General features: G+C 68.9%; 17 protein-coding genes. 7 read left to right on the top strand and 10 right to left on the bottom strand.

The annotated features are described in order from the left end of the window. Window positions 1-2: 2 nt before the first annotated feature. On the top strand, window positions 3-1,115 hold the full coding sequence (locus AB0M24_RS27815) for a CapA family protein (protein ID WP_363773954.1): 1,113 nt from the start codon (window positions 3-5) through the stop codon (window positions 1,113-1,115). Here AB0M24_RS27815 and AB0M24_RS27810 read toward each other — a convergent pair. From AB0M24_RS27810 to AB0M24_RS27795, 4 genes are read right to left on the bottom strand one after another with little or no spacing between them, the layout of a single operon-like run. Continuing rightward, window positions 1,105-2,031, bottom strand: a complete 927-nt coding sequence (locus AB0M24_RS27810) for an o-succinylbenzoate synthase (RefSeq protein WP_363773951.1) — start codon at window positions 2,029-2,031, stop codon at window positions 1,105-1,107. The genes AB0M24_RS27815 and AB0M24_RS27810 overlap by 11 nt on opposite strands. Window positions 2,032-2,040: 9 nt before the next feature. After that, window positions 2,041-2,550: a hypothetical protein gene (locus AB0M24_RS27805; RefSeq protein ID WP_363773948.1), complete on the bottom strand. Its 510-nt coding sequence runs from the start codon at window positions 2,548-2,550 to the stop codon at window positions 2,041-2,043. Beyond that, window positions 2,547-3,920 carry an ATP-binding protein gene (locus AB0M24_RS27800; protein ID WP_363773945.1) on the bottom strand — a complete coding sequence of 458 codons (1,374 nt, stop codon included), beginning with the start codon at window positions 3,918-3,920 and terminating at the stop codon, window positions 2,547-2,549. Before AB0M24_RS27800 ends, AB0M24_RS27805 begins: the two co-directional genes overlap by 4 nt. Further along, window positions 3,917-4,597 carry a response regulator transcription factor gene (locus AB0M24_RS27795; RefSeq protein ID WP_363773942.1) on the bottom strand — a complete coding sequence of 227 codons (681 nt, stop codon included), beginning with the start codon at window positions 4,595-4,597 and terminating at the stop codon, window positions 3,917-3,919. The genes AB0M24_RS27800 and AB0M24_RS27795 overlap by 4 nt, the downstream gene beginning before the upstream one ends. 129 nt (window positions 4,598-4,726) lie before the next feature. Between AB0M24_RS27795 and AB0M24_RS27790 the strand changes: the two genes are divergently transcribed. After that, a complete protein-coding gene (locus tag AB0M24_RS27790; protein ID WP_363773939.1) occupies window positions 4,727-6,175 on the top strand; it encodes a trypsin-like serine protease in 1,449 nt (482 codons plus the stop codon). Here AB0M24_RS27790 and phnE read toward each other — a convergent pair. Genes phnE through AB0M24_RS27770 form a run of 4 tightly spaced genes read right to left on the bottom strand, consistent with a single transcriptional unit; the run spans window position 6,143 to window position 9,472 of the window. Continuing rightward, on the bottom strand, window positions 6,143-6,928 hold the full coding sequence (gene phnE / locus AB0M24_RS27785; RefSeq protein WP_363773936.1) for a phosphonate ABC transporter, permease protein PhnE: 786 nt from the start codon (window positions 6,926-6,928) through the stop codon (window positions 6,143-6,145). The genes AB0M24_RS27790 and phnE overlap by 33 nt on opposite strands. Continuing rightward, window positions 6,925-7,539, bottom strand: coding sequence for an ATP-binding cassette domain-containing protein (locus AB0M24_RS27780; protein ID WP_363773933.1), 615 nt, complete (start codon window positions 7,537-7,539; stop codon window positions 6,925-6,927). Before AB0M24_RS27780 ends, phnE begins: the two co-directional genes overlap by 4 nt. Then, complete coding sequence (locus tag AB0M24_RS27775) at window positions 7,539-8,420, bottom strand: phosphate/phosphite/phosphonate ABC transporter substrate-binding protein (protein WP_363773930.1); 882 nt, start codon at window positions 8,418-8,420, stop codon at window positions 7,539-7,541. Before AB0M24_RS27775 ends, AB0M24_RS27780 begins: the two co-directional genes overlap by 1 nt. After that, a complete protein-coding gene (locus AB0M24_RS27770; RefSeq protein WP_363773927.1) occupies window positions 8,420-9,472 on the bottom strand; it encodes an FAD-dependent oxidoreductase in 1,053 nt (350 codons plus the stop codon). Before AB0M24_RS27770 ends, AB0M24_RS27775 begins: the two co-directional genes overlap by 1 nt. Before the next feature lie 96 nt (window positions 9,473-9,568). On the opposite strand from AB0M24_RS27770, the gene AB0M24_RS27765 reads away from it, so the two are divergent. Both AB0M24_RS27765 and AB0M24_RS27760 read left to right on the top strand, forming a co-directional pair. Next, window positions 9,569-10,315 (top strand): GntR family transcriptional regulator, encoded by a 747-nt coding sequence (locus tag AB0M24_RS27765; RefSeq protein WP_363773924.1) that lies wholly within the window; start codon window positions 9,569-9,571, stop codon window positions 10,313-10,315. Continuing rightward, window positions 10,312-10,953, top strand: coding sequence for a phosphonatase-like hydrolase (locus tag AB0M24_RS27760; RefSeq protein ID WP_363773921.1), 642 nt, complete (start codon window positions 10,312-10,314; stop codon window positions 10,951-10,953). The genes AB0M24_RS27765 and AB0M24_RS27760 overlap by 4 nt, the downstream gene beginning before the upstream one ends. Before the next feature lie 9 nt (window positions 10,954-10,962). Here AB0M24_RS27760 and AB0M24_RS27755 read toward each other — a convergent pair whose 3' ends face one another. Together AB0M24_RS27755 and AB0M24_RS27750 are read right to left on the bottom strand one after the other, a co-directional pair. Beyond that, window positions 10,963-11,391 carry a hypothetical protein gene (locus AB0M24_RS27755; RefSeq protein WP_363773918.1) on the bottom strand — a complete coding sequence of 143 codons (429 nt, stop codon included), beginning with the start codon at window positions 11,389-11,391 and terminating at the stop codon, window positions 10,963-10,965. After that, window positions 11,388-13,028 (bottom strand): DNA repair helicase XPB, encoded by a 1,641-nt coding sequence (locus AB0M24_RS27750; RefSeq protein ID WP_363773915.1) that lies wholly within the window; start codon window positions 13,026-13,028, stop codon window positions 11,388-11,390. Before AB0M24_RS27750 ends, AB0M24_RS27755 begins: the two co-directional genes overlap by 4 nt. Before the next feature lie 109 nt (window positions 13,029-13,137). Between AB0M24_RS27750 and AB0M24_RS27745 the strand changes: the two genes are divergently transcribed. The 3 genes from AB0M24_RS27745 to AB0M24_RS27735 are packed head-to-tail and all read left to right on the top strand — an operon-like array spanning window position 13,138 to window position 14,873. After that, the gene (locus AB0M24_RS27745; protein WP_363773912.1) at window positions 13,138-13,782 is read left to right on the top strand and encodes a hypothetical protein; all 645 of its coding nucleotides are present in this window, start codon (window positions 13,138-13,140) and stop codon (window positions 13,780-13,782) included. Between the two features lie 50 nt (window positions 13,783-13,832). Beyond that, the gene (locus AB0M24_RS27740; protein ID WP_363773909.1) at window positions 13,833-14,312 is read left to right on the top strand and encodes a hypothetical protein; all 480 of its coding nucleotides are present in this window, start codon (window positions 13,833-13,835) and stop codon (window positions 14,310-14,312) included. 24 nt (window positions 14,313-14,336) lie between these two features. Continuing rightward, window positions 14,337-14,873: a hypothetical protein gene (locus tag AB0M24_RS27735; RefSeq protein WP_363773906.1), complete on the top strand. Its 537-nt coding sequence runs from the start codon at window positions 14,337-14,339 to the stop codon at window positions 14,871-14,873. The last annotated feature ends 201 nt before the right edge of the window (window positions 14,874-15,074 follow it).

The following is a 15,074-nucleotide window of genomic DNA, read 5'->3' as shown; positions in this document are numbered from 1 at the left end:
GGGTGGTCCGGTGGCCGGCGTTCGCGCTGGTCACCGGCCTTGCGCTGGCCGCGTGCACCGGCTCGCCGGTGGTCGTCACCACCGCGCCTCTGACGCCTACCACCACTTCATCGGGACCGCCCCCGCCGCGTTCGTTCACGCTGACCGCGGGCGGCGACATCCTGATCCACCCGGCGCTGACCGACCAGGCAGTCGCCGACGGCGGTGAGGCCGGGCGCAACTACCTGCCGCTGCTCTCCGGCATCAAGGACACCCTGAAGGCTGATCTTTCGGTCTGCCACCTCGAAGTGCCGCTGGGCACGAAGGAGGGGCCGTTCTTCGGCTACCCGTCCTTCCTCGCCCCGCCCGAGGTGGCGAAAGGCCTGGTCGACGTCGGCTACGACACCTGCTCGACCGCCTCGAACCACACGCTGGACCGCGGTGTCTCGGCAATCCAGACGACGTTGGACGCGATGGACGCCGTCGGCCTGAAGCACACCGGTTCGTTCCGCACGCAGGAGGAATCCGCCGCGCCGCTGATCCTGGACGCCGGTGGTGTGAAGGTCGCGCAGCTCTCGTTCACCTACGGGTTCAACGGCATTCCGCTGCCGCAGCCGTGGCGCGCGAACCAGATCAACGCGGCCAAGATCCTCGCCGACGCCCGCAAGGCCCGTGAGGCCGGCGCCGAGGTCGTCGTGCTCTCGGTGCAGTGGGGCAACGAGTACCAGCACGCGGCCACCGAGGAGCAGAAAGCACTGGCACGTCAGCTGTTGGCCGACCCGGCACTCGACCTGATCATCGGCACGCACGTCCACGTCGTGCAGCCGTGGGAGAAGATCGGCAAGAAGTGGGTCATCTACGGGCTCGGCAACGAGGTCGCCCGGCACGCTGAACCTCGTGGCGTGACCGAGGAGGGTGTGATCGGCCACTTCAAGTTCGAACAGGGTCCGGAGGGGTGGTCGGTCGTCGAGGCCTCGTACACACCGACCCTGGTCGAGTTGGGGCCGCCGATCCGGCTGGTGGACCTGACTCGGGTGCCCGCCAACGAGCGGCGCACCGAGGCGATCAACCGGACCGAGGGTGTGGTGTTCAGCCTGGGTGCGAACGGGCAGGGGCTTTCGCGCGCTAAGCCTTGAGTTTGGCCAGTACCCGCTCGTACCTGCTGACCCAGGTTCGGTCGTTGGTCTCGAACTCCGCGATGCGGTCTGGTGCGGGCGGCGTGGGTCGAGCCGACAGGTAGCCGTCGACAGGGGTGAGCGAGTCGGTGGTCACGTCGCCGTCGAGGAGCTGGAGCGTGGCGAGCCCGCACGCGTAGTCGAGCTGCGGAAGAGCGGCGGCCAACGCGATTCCGGCGGCCATGCCCACGGACGTTTCGAGGGCTGACGAGACGACGCACGGCAGCCCGCACGCCTCGGCCACTTCAAGGGCTTTGCGCACGCCTCCGAGTGGCGCCACCTTGATCACCGCGATGTCCGCGGCGCCGGACACCGCCACCTTGAGCGGGTCGTCGGCCTTGCGGATCGACTCGTCGGCGGCGATCGGGACGTCGACTCTCCTGCGGACCTGTGCGAGCTCTTCCAGCGTGTGGCACGGCTGTTCCACGTACTGGAGGCCGCCAGAGGCCTTGTCCATGGCCTTGATCGCGGTGACGGCCGTGTCGACGTCCCACATCATGTTGGCGTCGACCCGGATGAAGCCTTGCGGGCCCAACGCGTCCCGGACAGCTTCGAGCCGTGCGCAGTCTTCTTCGAGCGTCGACTCGGCGACCTTCACCTTGGCCGTCGAGCAGCCCGATTTCGCGACGATCTCGTGGGCCTTCTCCGGGCTGACCACCGGAACCGTGCAGTTGACCGGGATCTTCGAACGGACCGGCGCCGGCCAGCCCTCGTGCGCGGCTTCGAGCGCGCACGCCAGCCAGGCCATCGCCTCGTCGTCGTCGTACTCCTCGAACGGGCAGAACTCACCCCATCCGGCAGGTCCCTCGAACAGCAGTCCGGTGCGCTGGGTGATGCCGCGGAACCGCGCCCGCAGGGGGATGGAGTAGACGTGCACGCGCTCGATTCAAGCGCACTTGAGGAACTCGAGCGAATGGCCGCCACCCCGCAGGTTGACGGTGCCGACCGCCTGGATGCCGAGCAGCGTGCACACGATCTGCTGCACCGCGGCCTTGCTGAGCAGCGACACATCGGTGGAGATCGAGACGTCCAGCCCGTTGGCCACCCGGTCGATCGTGGCGGGTGCGGCGTCGAACGGCACCTCGGTGGTGAGGCCGCGGTCCTGTTCGGCGTTGGAGGGCCCCTGGGCGAGCAGCGCCACGACGTCGTAGCCGCTCAGGCTGCCCTGGGGCCGGTTGACGGCGATGACGTTGCCCTGGGACACCCAGTAGAGGGCGGGCGAGGTGTTCTCGACGGGCCCGTTCGGTGCTTCGAGGCCGGGAATGGGGTCGGTGGGCCGGATTCCGCACGCGGAGACGAACAGGATCAGGACAAGGCCGAGCTTGCGCAGGGGTCCCCTCCAGGGGGTCCCCCTAAATCCATTCTCCCAGGCAGCACCGACAATTTTGGGCCTCACCGCTCACCTCCGAGCGGGAGCTTCAGCGTGAACAACGCCCCGCCACCCGGCCGGTTCGCGGCGGTCAACGTGCCGCCGTGCAGCCGGGCGTTCTCCCAGGCGATCGCGAGCCCGAGTCCGGAACCTTCAGATCGTCCGCGCGCCGAGTCCGCCTTGTAGAACCTCGCGAACACGTGCGGCAGCACCTTGTCCGGCAAGCCCGGTCCGGAGTCGGCCACCATGATCACCAGCGACGATCCCTCGACGTACAGCGTCACGGTCACCGGCGGAGCACCGTGCCGCAGCGCGTTGCCGACCAGGTTCGCCACGATCACGTCCAGCCGCCGCGGATCCAGCCGCGCCCGCACCCCGTCCGGCAGCGAAGCCGTCACCTCGAACCCGCGCATCTTCAACGTCCGCGCCACCACCTCGGCCACGTCGACGTCGTCCAACGCCAACGCCGCCGTGCCCGAGTCGAACCGGGTGACCTCGATCAGGTCGTTCACCAGCCGGGTCAGGTTCAGGGTCTCGCGGTTCACCAGCCGCGCGGCCTGGCCGGCGACTCCTGGCAGGGAAGCGGTCTCGGCGTCCAGCACGTCCGTCACGGCGGTCATCGCGGCCAGCGGCGTGCGCAGCTCGTGCGACACGTCCGCCACGAACCGCCGCGCGTCGGCCTCCATGCGCTGCAGCTCACCGACATGGTGCTCCAACGAGGAAGCCGTGGTGTTGAACGTCGTCGCCACGGCGGCCAGCTCGTCCCGTCCGCGCACCGGCACCCGAGCGGCGAGATCACCCTGCCCGAGCCGGAACGCGGCCATCCGCAGGTCGCGCACCGGCCGCAGCACCCCGCGAGCCGCGACGAAAGCCATGATCAGCGCCAGGACCAGCCCCGCGCCGCCGATCAGCCACGCGTTCAGCGCCAGCTCGTGGACGACCTCGATCTCCGAGGTGAACGGCCGCAGCACGTACACCTCGATGCCGGAGGTACCGCCGCCGGTGATCCGCATCTGCGTGCCCACGACGAGCCACACCCCGCCGTTGTACTCGACCCGCTGCCAGCCGACGCGCCCCGACGACACCAACCCCCGCAGCTCGGTCGTGATCACCGAAGACGGCATCGACCCCGCCGACACTCCCTGGTACTCGGCGACGGCCGACCCCTCGCGCCCGGACACCTTGCCGGCGATGCGCTCCAGAGCGGCGTGGTCGAGTGGCCGGGCGGGCAGCGGGTAGAGCTGCTCGACGCGGCTGGTCGTCTCGATCACGGCGTTGTCCTGGGCGCGCTGCACGATCGCGTCGCGGGCGCGCACGTACCCGGCTCCAGACACCGCGGCGGCGGTCACGATGCTCAGGAACGCGAAGGCGAGCAGCAGCCGCAGACGCAGGGTCACAGCGGCCCGAAGCGGTAGCCGAAGCCCCGCACGGTCTGGATGTAGAGCGGGGCGGCCGGGTCGTCCTCGATCTTCGACCGCAGCCGTTGCACGCAGGCGTCGACCAGCCGCGAGTCGCCGAGGTAGCCCTGGTCCCACACGGACTCCAACAGCTGCTGCCGCGACATCACGCGACCGGGCGACGACGAGAGCTCCAGCAGCAACCGCAGTTCGGTCGGCGCCAGCGACACCGGACGGCCGAGCCTGGTCACCACGAGTCCTTCGCGGTCGATCGTCAGGTCGCCGTACCGCTCGGCCACGACCTCGGGCGCCGCCGCGGAGGACCGCCGCAGCACAGCCCGGATCCGCGCCTCCAGCACGCGAGCCTGCGCGGGCTTGGCCACGTAGTCGTCGGCACCGGCTTCCAGACCCGCGACCACGTCGATGTCGTCGTTGCGCGCGGTCAGCATGATGATCGGGAGATCACCGGAAGCCCGGATCCGGCGGCACACCTCGAACCCGTCCACGCCCGGCAGCATCAGGTCGAGCACCACGACGTCCGGTGCGACGCTCATCAGCAGTTCGAGGCCCTCCTCGCCCGTGCGCACCGCGTCCACGGTGTGTCCCTGGTAGGTCAGGGCGAGCGACAGTCCCTCGCGGACCGCCTCGTCGTCCTCGATCAGCAGTACGCGCGGCATGACCGGAAGCCTTCCCGACGGGTCTCATGAGGACGTTCTTGCTCTGTCATCGTTGCGTAACGACCGCCCGTGCGCAGTTGTTGCACAGCCATGATCGAGTGCGGACACAGGTTCGAAAACCTCTGTGACATGCGAAAAGTGCTCCTGACGGCGACCGTCGCGCTCACCGCGGTGATCACCTCCGTCACCCCTGCGCTGGCCATTCGCGGCGGCGTCGAAGCTCCCCAGCCCTACCCGTTCTCCGGCTCGCTGCAGCGGCCGGACTCACCGCGCGAGGACGGCCACACCTGCGGCGTCACCCTGGTCGCGCCGACCTGGGCTGTCACGGCGGGCCACTGCACCAAGAACAACCCCAGCGGCGCCACGGTCGGGCGGCCGAAGAACTGGACGGTGCGGCTGGGCACGACGGACGCGGGCAGCGGCGGCGAGGTGATCGCGGTCGAGCGGTTCATCACGCACACCGACAACCCGGTCCACGAGGGTGACCTCGGCCTGCTGAAGCTGAAGAAACCCGCGAAGACCAAGCCGGTCGCGCTGCCTTCGGCGCGTCCCGCCGAGGGCACTCAGGTGCGGATCCTCGGCTGGGGCATGACCTGTCACCAGCGCCTGCCCGAGTGCTACCCGAAGAAGCTGCGCGAAGCCGACACCGTGATCCAGCCGGCCGCGGCCTGCGAAGGCATGTACGCGAACCGCGAGCTCTGCATCGGAGCGCTGGACGGCAGCGTGGCCGCGACCAACATGGACTCCGGCGGCCCTGGACTGGTCCGCGACGGCGACCGCTGGGTGATGGCCGGCATCGTGAGCGGCGGTCAGGGCGACAACACGCCGGTCATGTACACGGACATGCACTACTTCAAGAGTTGGATCGACGACGTCGTCACCGGCAAGATCAACCCGCCCGACACCCCCGTGCCGAACCTCGAAGGCGCCGCGTCGCTCGCCGGAGTCTGCTCAGCGTCCGTGGTGAAGACCAGCGCCACCAAGAGCTCCGACCACGCGCTGCTCCTCACCAACGGCCACTGCACCCCGGAACGCCCCGCACCAGGCCAGACCCTCCGCGACGTCCCTCTCGCGGTCCCGGTGACCATCGGCGACCGCCAGGGCTACCTCCAGGCCAAGGCGAACACGACCCACCTGGTCCACGCGACCATGACCGGCACCGACACCGCGCTCTACCGTCTCGACCAGACCTACGCCCAGCTGCACGCGAAGGGCGTGAAGATCTTCAAGCTGGCCGACCGGAGCGCCAGGCCGGGTGAGCGCGTCGACGTCATCTCGTCCGGCAACGGCGACCGCTTCAGCTGCACGGTCGAGGCCGTGGTTCCGCACCTGCGGGAAGAGGGCTACACGCAGGACAACGCCTACCGCCACGGGTGCAAGGCGTCGCACGGTGGTTCGGGCTCACCGATCGTGCTGCGCGACGGCGTCACGGTCGTCGGCGTGCACAGCTCCACCAACGACAGCGGGGAGCAGTGCACGGCCAACAATCCCTGCGAGGTCGCAGCGGACGGCACGGTGACCGTGCACCAGGGCGCCCGCTACGGCTCAAGCACCCAGTCGCTTGCGCACGAACGCTGACGCCTGGTCGACCACGACGACGAGAAGCAGCACCACGAGGATGTGCGTGACCATCTCGTCGAACCGGAACAGCTTGATCGACTGGTTGATCAGGAAGCCGATCCCGCCCGCGCCGACCAGGCCGAGCACGAGCGACGACCGCACGTTCACGTCCAGCCGGTAGAGCAGGAGTCCTGCGAGAGAAGGCATGACGGTCGGGAGCACCGCGTGCAGCGCGATCTGCGGACCGGACGCACCGGTCACCTTCAACGCATCGCGCGGCCCGCGGTCGCTCTCGTCCATCGCCTCGGCCCAGAGCTTGCCCATCACGCCGGTGTTGTGGAACACCAACGCGAGCACGCCCGCGAACGGCCCGAGCCCGACCGCGGTCACGAAGATCAGCGCGAACACCACGTCCGGCACCGACCGCAGGAACGACAGCACCGCACGTGCCGCCTGCTGCGCCCAGGCTGCGGAAGTCGTTGCCCTGGACGCGAGTAGTGCCAGAACCAGAGCGAACGGGATCGAGAACGTCGTGCCGAGAAGTCCTATGTAGAGGGTGATCACGGCGGCTTGGAGCGACTCGCCGAGCACCGAGAAGTCCGGTGGCAGCGACTCGGTGATGAAGTCCGCCATGCCTTCCCAGCCCGCGATGAGCGCGGCAGGTGAGAACTCCGTGGCCTGCCACGCGAGCACGTGCACTGCCACGATGACGGCGGTGACCACCCAAACAACGGACGACGGCCATCGCCTTTTGGGAACCGTGATGGTCATACCGCCACCGCCTGCATCTCCACGATCCGATGCGCGTACGTCCGCGCGAGCTCCGGCTGGTGCAGCACCGCGACCACCGCGATTCCCTCGGCGGCCAAGTCCACCAACAACTCCATCACCTGCACAGCGGCCTGCGGGTCCAACGCCGACACGGGCTCGTCCGCGAGGATCACGTTGGCCCGCTGGCACAACGCCCGTGCGATCGCCACACGTTGTTGCTGCCCACCGGAAAGCCGCGCACACCGGTCCAAAGCCCGATCCGCGAGCCCGACCCTCTCCAAACACGCCATCGCTTCTTCCCGGACCTCGTGCGGGAACACCAGCGACCGGTGCAGCGGCAGCCGCCCCAACGCCCCGGAACACACGTTGTCCAGGGCGTTGCGGCGACCGACGAGGTGGATCTTCTGGAACACCATGGCGGCGTTCCCGTCGACCGAGACCGAGCCGCCGTCCGGGGTCTCCAGCCCGACCACGCAGCGCAGAGCGGTGGACTTGCCCGAGCCGTTGGGTCCGAGCAGAGCCACGAACTCCCCGGCTTCGACAGTCAGGTCGAAGCCGTCCAGCACAACCCGGCCGCCGAACGACTTGCGCAGGCCGCGGATGGCCAACATCAGACGTCCTCTTCCTTGAGGCCCAACGTCGTCGCGAGGTCGAACAGCACCTTGTAGGTGTCGTTGTCCACCTTCACCAGCGGCCCGGGCGGAGTGACGTCGAGGAACGCGCCGACCTTCTCCACGTCCGCGGTCTCCAGTTCCAGCAACGCCTTGAGCACGCGGTCCTTGAACGCCTGGTCGAGGTCGCCGCGCACGGTCAGAGGGTCGTTCGGGATCGGCTCGGACTTCCAGATCTGCCGGTACTTCGACTGGTCGAACTTGTCCTTGGCCGACGCCAGCGTCTGGCTGTTGATCTCGGCGGCGTCGACCTTGCCGTTGGTCAGCGCGAGCATCGCCTCGGGGTGGCCACCGGCGTAGTCGAGTTTGGCGTCGGTCACCCCGGCCTTCTTCAAGCCGTAGCGGGGAAGCGCGTCACCGGACGCCGAACCGACGCTGCTCAGCGCGAGCGACTTGCCCTTCAGGTCCTCGATCTTCTGCAGGGGCGAGTCCTTGGCGACCCAGATGCCGGCGGTGTAGCTGGTGAGCTTGCCGGTGCCGTCGGCGAACGACGCCAGCGGCTCCGCCTTGGCCTTCTGCGCCGCGAAGACGTAGCCGAGCGGGCCGAACTCGGCCAGCTCCAGCTTGCCGTTGCGCATCGCCAGCACCTCGGCGGCGTAGTCGTCGACGATCTGCAGCTCGACCTCGCAGCCGAGCTTCTTCGTCAACGCCTTGGCGAGCACTTCGTAGGCCGGCTTGAGCTTGGCCGGGTCCTCGTACGGCTCGACGCCGAAGCGCACGTGGCCGTTGTTGGGGCAGTCACCGCTTGAAGTGGAAGTGGCGGAACCACAAGCGGTTGTCAGGATCAGCGTCGCGGCGAGGACGGCACTGAGCTTTCTCATCACAGCTCCTGGAGGAGGTCGTCGAGCACGGCCGGGGCGAGGCCGAGCGCGGTGGTCATGCCGATGCCTGAGGTGACCGAGACGGCCCGGACCTGAGCAGCCGGAGTCGCGGTCAGGAAAGGTTCTGGGGCCGACGCGTAGATGCCGCGCCAGCGTTCGAGGACTTGCAGCGCGGGGACGCCCAGCAGCCGGGCCGTCTCGGTGAGCACGAGGTCGTCCAGGCGCTCCGGCCGGTACGGATCGACGGTGAGGCTGTAGTGGTGGGTGTCGCCGATGGTGAGCGAGCCGTCGGGGAGCTGGGTGAACATCAGGTTCAGCCCGGCTTCGACCAGCTCGGGGTGGTCGTGTGTGAGGCGTTCGCGGACCTTCTCGAGGCTGGGGCAGCGCGTGAACGCGTCGTAGCGCAGCATCGAGAACCCGGTCAGCACGGCCGGGTCGATCACGCCGCCGTGCGCGACCCGGAGCATGCGCAGCTGGCAGCGCCGGATCTGGCGTTCTTCGGCGATGTCCGGGAAGAACCTGTCGACGTCGTGCCCGACGGCGGCCACCGCCGCACGGCAGCGGAGTTCGCCGCGCGTGGTGCGGACCAGGCCCGGTTCGACCGTGAGCACGTTGGTCGACCAGTGGAACGTGACACCGCGTGAGGCCAGCAGTGCGGCGATCGAGTGCACGGCTTCGCGCGGGTTGACGCGGATGTCCAAAGGCAGAAAAGCACCTTCGTCGGTCAGCTCGATCTCGCGGACGGAAGCGAACTCCTCGAGCACAGCGCGTTCGTCGTCGTGCCGTGCCTTCACGACAGAACCCGACTCGCGCAGCCAGAAACCGGCCTCGTGAGCGAGCTTCAGCCACTCCTCGCGTGCCGCCATCGCGTACTCGAAGGCGATCCCGTCCTGAGCGGTGAAGCAGCCGTGCCCGAAGTTGCGCACGGAAGCCCCGACCGCGTGCTCGTCGCGCTCGACCACGGCGACGGAGAGACCCCGCCGAACCGCGTGCCAGGCGTGCGCGAGACCGACCACGCCCGCGCCGACGACCACCAGGTCCACACTTGTCATGACAAGAACCATGAGCAACCGTCGAACCAGAATCAATGGCTGTTCTGATGTGTTCACTTGGAGTTCAGACTTGTTATGACATGTATCGTTGGAGACATGGAGATGCCCCTGCACGAGCGCATCGCGGCCGATCTGCGCCGCCGCATCGCCTCGGGTGAGCTGGCCGTCGGTGCCCCGGTGCCGTCCGAATCGCAGCTGTGCGCCCAGTGGGACGCCTCGCGCGCGCCGGTCCGGCAGGCCCTCACGACGCTGCGGGCGGAAGGCATGATCGGTGGCGGCCGTGGCAAGCCCGCTGTCGTGCGCAGGCACACGCTGTCGCAGCCGTTCGAGACGTTCCTGTCGTTCTCCAGCTGGGCCTCCGGTCTTGGCCACGTTCCAGGACAACGAACCCTGGAGATCGCGCGCCGCCCGGCCGACGCCGACATCGCGGACGCGCTGCAGCTCGACGAGGGCACGCCGGTCGTGCAGTTGTTGCGGCAGCGGCTGATCGACGGCCGCCCGACGATGCTGGAGCGCACGACGTTCGTGGAACCGGTGGGGCGCCTGCTGTTCGACTTCGACTGCGACAGCGGCTCGCTCTACCAGTACCTGGGGGAGCAGGGCGTCGACATGACGATCGCCCGGCACCAGATCGACGCGGTCGCGGCGGACGCGCAGGACAGCGAGCTGCTCGAAGTCGCTTTGGGCGCACCACTTCTGCGTGAACGGCGGCGTGCGTCCGGTGTGGACGGACGGCCGGTCGAGTACTCGGACGACCGCTACCGCCCCGACATGGTCAGCTTTTCGATCGAGAACTCCCAGCAGGCGCACCCGGCGCTGCTGCGGGACTGGAGGGCTTCGTGAAGGTCGACCTGGTCGTGCTGGACATCGCCGGCACCACCGTGCAGGAACACGGACTGGTCTACAAAGCGTTGGCGGACACCGTGATCGCGGCGGGCGGCTCGGCGGACGACGTCGGCAACTGGATGGGCGCCGACAAGTACGAGGCGATCTCCTCGATGCTCGGCAAGCCCGTGGTGGACGCCGAGTTCAAGGACTTCCACGAGCGGCTCACCGCCTACTACGCCGAGACCCCGCCGACGCCGATCCCCGGAGTGCCGGAAGCGTTGGCACAGCTGCGATCGCAGGGCGTGAAGGTCGCGCTGACCACCGGCTTCGACCGGCCGATCGTGGACGGGCTGCTGGAGGTCCTGGGCTGGGGCGAGGGCGTGCTGGACGCGGTCGTGTGCGTGGACGACGTGTCGGCGGGCCGCCCGGCGCCGTACATGATCTACACGGCGATGGAGCTGACCGGCGTGCGCGACGTCCGGCGCGTGCTGACCGCGGGCGACACCGTGCGCGACCTGGAAGCGGGCACGAACGCCGCCGCGGGCTTCGTGGTCGGCGTGCTGAGCGGCAGCCAGACGGAGGACGAGCTGAGCGCGGCCCCGCACACCCACCTGCTGCCGAGCGTCGCCACCCTCCCCGCCCTGTTGGCTTAGGGCAGACGCCTAGTCCAGGGCGGCTGTGTGGCGGAGTTGTTCTGGGGTCGGGTCGGTGATCAGGACGTGGAGAGCCGCGGCGAACTGGTCGAAGCGGCGGTCGAACTCGGCCAGTTCGCGTGAGGGCTCGGCGACCAGCGCGGCCCTGCCCGCCTTGGGAATCGCGGTCGCCAGGGCGTCCCTGAGGGGCTGAGACCGGCGCAGCGCCACGAGGAGCGTCCACAGCCGTTGCTCGACCAGCGCCACCTGCATCGGGTCGCCGGTGATCCGCAGGAAGTCCGAGCGCAGGGCCGTGGCACGTCGGCGCTGGTCAGGACAGGTGAAGTCGTCCGACCGGACCACCTGCAGCTCTGCTGCCGAGCGAGCCAGCGACTCCTCCGACCGGAACCGCCGCACTGGCACGGTCCCGGCCGGGTTCCACATCCACCAGAACGTCATCCGACCAGGTCGTCCGCGTCGACGATCTTGTACGCGTACCCCTGCTCGGCCAGGAACCGCTGCCGGTGCGCCGCGTAGTCGGTGTCGAGCGTGTCGCGCGCGACGACCGAGTAGAAGTGCGCCTGCCGGCCGTCACCCTTGGGCCGCAGGATCCGGCCGAGCCGCTGGGCCTCCTCCTGGCGCGAGCCGAACGTGCCCGACACCTGGATGGCGACCGAGGCCTCCGGCAGGTCGATGGAGAAGTTGGCGACCTTCGAGACCACCAAAGTCCGCAGCTCGCCGCGACGGAACTTGTCGAACAGCTCCTCGCGCTCCTTGTTCTTCGTCGATCCCTTGATCACCGGTGCGTCCAGCTCCTCCCCGAGCTCGTCGAGCTGGTCCAGATAAGCACCGATCACCAGAGCCGGCTCGTCGGGATGCTGCTCCAGCACCCTGCGGACCACCGGGATCTTCGTCCGCGCGGTCGAGCAGAGCTTGTAGCGCTCCTCGGGCTCGGCGGTCGCGTACTGCAGCCGTTCGTTGTCCGTCAGCGTCACCCGGACCTCGGTGCACTCGGCCGGAGCGATCCAGCCCTGCGCCTCGATGTCGCGCCACGGCACGTCGTACCGCTTCGGCCCGATCAACGAGAAGACGTCGCCTTCCTGCCCGTCCTCGCGCACCAGCGTCGCGGTCAGCCCCAGCCGACGACGTGACTGCAGGTCAGCCGTCATCCGGAACACCGGCGCCGGCAGCAGGTGCACCTCGTCGTAGACGATCAGGCCCCAGTCGCGCGAGTCGAACAGCTCCAGGTGCTTGTACTCGCCCTTCGACTTGCGGGTGATCACCTGGTAGGTCGCGATCGTGACCGGCCGGATCTCCTTGCGCTCACCGGAGTACTCGCCGATCTCCTCCTCGGTGAGCGACGTCCTGGCGATCAGCTCGCGCTTCCACTGCCGGCCGGCCACGGTGTTCGTGACCAGGATCAACGTGGTCGCCTGCGCCTCTGCCATCGCCGCCGCGCCGACCAGCGTCTTGCCCGCGCCACACGGCAGCACGACGACGCCGGACCCGCCCGCCCAGAACGCCTGGGCCGCGAGCCGCTGGTAGTCGCGCAGCTTCCAGTCGTTCTCCTCGAGCTCGATCGGGTGCGCCTCGCCGTCGACGTACCCGGCGTGGTCCTCGGCCGGCCACCCGACCTTGAGCAGCAGCTGCTTGAGCCGCCCGCGCTCGCTCGGGTGCACGACGACCGTGTCGTCGTCGATCCGCGCCCCGAACATCGGCGCGATCTTCTTGTTGCGCAGCACCTCTTCGAGCACCGCGCGGTCGTTGGAGTGCAGCACGAGCCCGTGCGCCGGGTTGTTCGTCAGCACCAGCCGCCCGAACCGGCTCATGGTGTCGACCACGTCCACCAGCAACGGCTGCGGCACCGGGTAGCGGCTGAACCGCACCAGGGCGTCGACCACCTGCTCGGCGTCGTGGCCCGCCGCACGGGCGTTCCACAAGGCCAGCGGCGTCACGCGATACGTGTGCACGTGCTCGGGTGCGCGCTCCAGCTCGGCGAACGGCGCGATGGACGTGCGCGCGTCGTCGGCGAGCGGGTGGTCGACCTCGAGCAGCAGCGTCTTGTCCGACTGGACGATCAGGGGGCCATCGGTCACGGGTACAAGTCTCCCTGACGACGCCAAATGCGTTCGACCAGCGTCAACTGGCGATAACAACTGTGAGGCGACACACGCAGCCAACACGTCGTGTCGTACGTTCTCGCGCATGAGCACCGAGTCGACTGATCCCGTCGAGCCGAAGGCGTCGGTGGAACCGGCTCCCGCGGAGCCGGCGACCGACACCGCGCCCGACGCCGAGCCCGACACGGGCGGCAGCAGCAGCTTCAGCGACGACTCCGACGGGTCGTCCAAGCAGAACAAGTGGCTGAAGCCCGTCATCATCGCCGTGCTGGCGATCGTCCTGGTCGGTGGTGGCGCGTGGGCGGTCACGGCGCTCAACAGCACCAGCGTCGGCTCCTGCGTCAGCGCGTCCCCCAAGGACGTCGACAAGCCGGACGGCGACTGGAACGTCTCGTCGAAGAGCTGCGGTGACGCGGCCGCGACGCACAAGGTCGCCAAGGTCCTGAAGAACGCCGAGGACCCGTGCCCCGACGAGGGCATCTACGAGCCGGTCAAGTCCGGTGGCGACTCGCTCTGCCTGATGCCGAACCTCGCCGAGGGCAAGTGCTACACCTCGGGTGACGACGGTGCCTTCAAGGCGGAAGCGTGCACGACCGAGTCGCCGGTCAAGATCGTGAAGAGGGTCGACGGCCTGCCAGAGGAGGGCACGACCTGTCCGGAGGGCTCCAGCGAGCTGCGGTTCAGCGAGCCGGCCTCCGTCTACTGCATGGGTGTCCACGAAGGCTCCTGATCGGGTGAACTCGGTTGAGTTGACCACCCGCTGACGCCGATACCCAGGCCATGAAGAAGGTCGGCCTGGGTATCGCCGTTGTAGTCGCGCTCGTCCTGATCGGCGGGTTCGTGCTGAACCAGCTCGGCGGCGCGGCGCAGGCGGCCCAGGTGGGCGACTGCGCGCGCATCTCCGGCAGCCAGGACAACCCGCGCTACCAGGCGCTCGACTGCGGCTCGGCGCAGGCGACCGTCAAGATCGCGAAGATCCTGCCGTTCAACGAGCAGAAGTGCCCGTCCGGTGGCATGGACTACTCGACGTACACGGGCGACTCCGTGCTGTGCCTCATGCCGAACTTCGTCGAGGGCGCCTGCTACGGCCAGGACGCCGACAGCGGCATCGCCAAGGTCGACTGCACCACCAAGGACTCGGTGAAGGTCGCGAAGGTGCTCACCGGCAAGGCCGACCGCGCCGCCTGCGGAGACGCGCGCGCGGCGGTCTTCCCGGAACCCGCGGTCACGTTCTGCCTGGAGCGCGGCGACAAGCAGTGACTTTTCCGTAAGGGATCACGCCGGGTGAGTCCACATGGGAACCTCTCCGGCGTGATGAAGGACGAGGCCGCGCCGCTCAAGACGAGCCTGTGGAAGCGAGTGCTGACCTACGGGGTCACGCTGGTGGTCGCCGCGGTCGCGATCTACGGCATCTCCGAGTTCCTGACCCCGGTCCAGCCGCCGAAGCAGGGCGACTGCGCGTCCCTCACCGGCGACACCGGCCGTTACGAGGCCCTGAACTGCTCCGAGAACGCGAACTTCGTGGTCGAGGGCACGGTCGCCGCGGCCCAGTCCTGCCCCAACACCGAGGACTGGAGCTGGGTGCCCGTCCGGCGGATCGACCCCAAGGTCCGGTTCTGCCTGGCCCCGCTCTACGACGTCGGCGAGTGCTACCCCGACGCCAAATCCGGCTACGACCTGGACCCCGTGGACTGCGGCGACCAGGACGCCTTCAAGGTGACGAAGGCCGCCAGGGACGCGCCGGCACCGTCGTGCGGGCCGGGTGAACAGGCCCGCTCGTACCCCGACGTGAAGCTCTTCTACTGCCTCGGTCGCGGCTAGCAACCAGCCGGTCACCAAGTGGTCGTAACGTTTCCGTAAAGCCCCGGCGGATTCCTCGCCCGCGTGGCAATCTCAGCCTCCGGCCGTGTCGGGGGCGTGGGCTGTTCGGCGTACTGACGTGCGCGAATGGTCCGGCCTATCAGATTTTCCCGAAACCGGAGCCGTCCCCAACGGCTCCGGTTTCGCCGTCTTTCGCACGCC

The sequence above is a fragment of the Lentzea sp. NPDC051838 genome (genome assembly GCF_040681245.1).
Classification (GTDB): Bacteria; Actinomycetota; Actinomycetes; order Mycobacteriales; family Pseudonocardiaceae; genus Lentzea.
The sequence above is the reverse complement of the archived record's forward strand: the minus strand, read 5'-3'. Positions and strand labels throughout refer to the sequence as shown.

Bases quoted from the DNA above. Each gene is read 5' to 3' on its own strand.
- AB0M24_RS27775 (WP_363773930.1), bottom strand. From the start codon at position 8,420: ATGAGAAAGCTCAGTGCCGTCCTCGCCGCGACGCTGATCCTGACAACC.
- AB0M24_RS27740 (WP_363773909.1), top strand. From the start codon at position 13,833: ATGAAGAAGGTCGGCCTGGGTATCGCCGTTGTAGTCGCGCTCGTCCTG.
- phnE (WP_363773936.1), bottom strand. From the start codon at position 6,928: ATGACCATCACGGTTCCCAAAAGGCGATGGCCGTCGTCCGTTGTTTGG.
- AB0M24_RS27755 (WP_363773918.1), bottom strand. From the start codon at position 11,391: ATGACGTTCTGGTGGATGTGGAACCCGGCCGGGACCGTGCCAGTGCGG.
- AB0M24_RS27780 (WP_363773933.1), bottom strand. From the start codon at position 7,539: ATGTTGGCCATCCGCGGCCTGCGCAAGTCGTTCGGCGGCCGGGTTGTG.
- AB0M24_RS27770 (WP_363773927.1), bottom strand. From the start codon at position 9,472: ATGACAAGTGTGGACCTGGTGGTCGTCGGCGCGGGCGTGGTCGGTCTC.
- AB0M24_RS27745 (WP_363773912.1), top strand. From the start codon at position 13,138: ATGAGCACCGAGTCGACTGATCCCGTCGAGCCGAAGGCGTCGGTGGAA.
- AB0M24_RS27795 (WP_363773942.1), bottom strand. From the start codon at position 4,597: ATGCCGCGCGTACTGCTGATCGAGGACGACGAGGCGGTCCGCGAGGGA.
- AB0M24_RS27765 (WP_363773924.1), top strand. From the start codon at position 9,569: ATGGAGATGCCCCTGCACGAGCGCATCGCGGCCGATCTGCGCCGCCGC.
- AB0M24_RS27790 (WP_363773939.1), top strand. From the start codon at position 4,727: ATGCGAAAAGTGCTCCTGACGGCGACCGTCGCGCTCACCGCGGTGATC.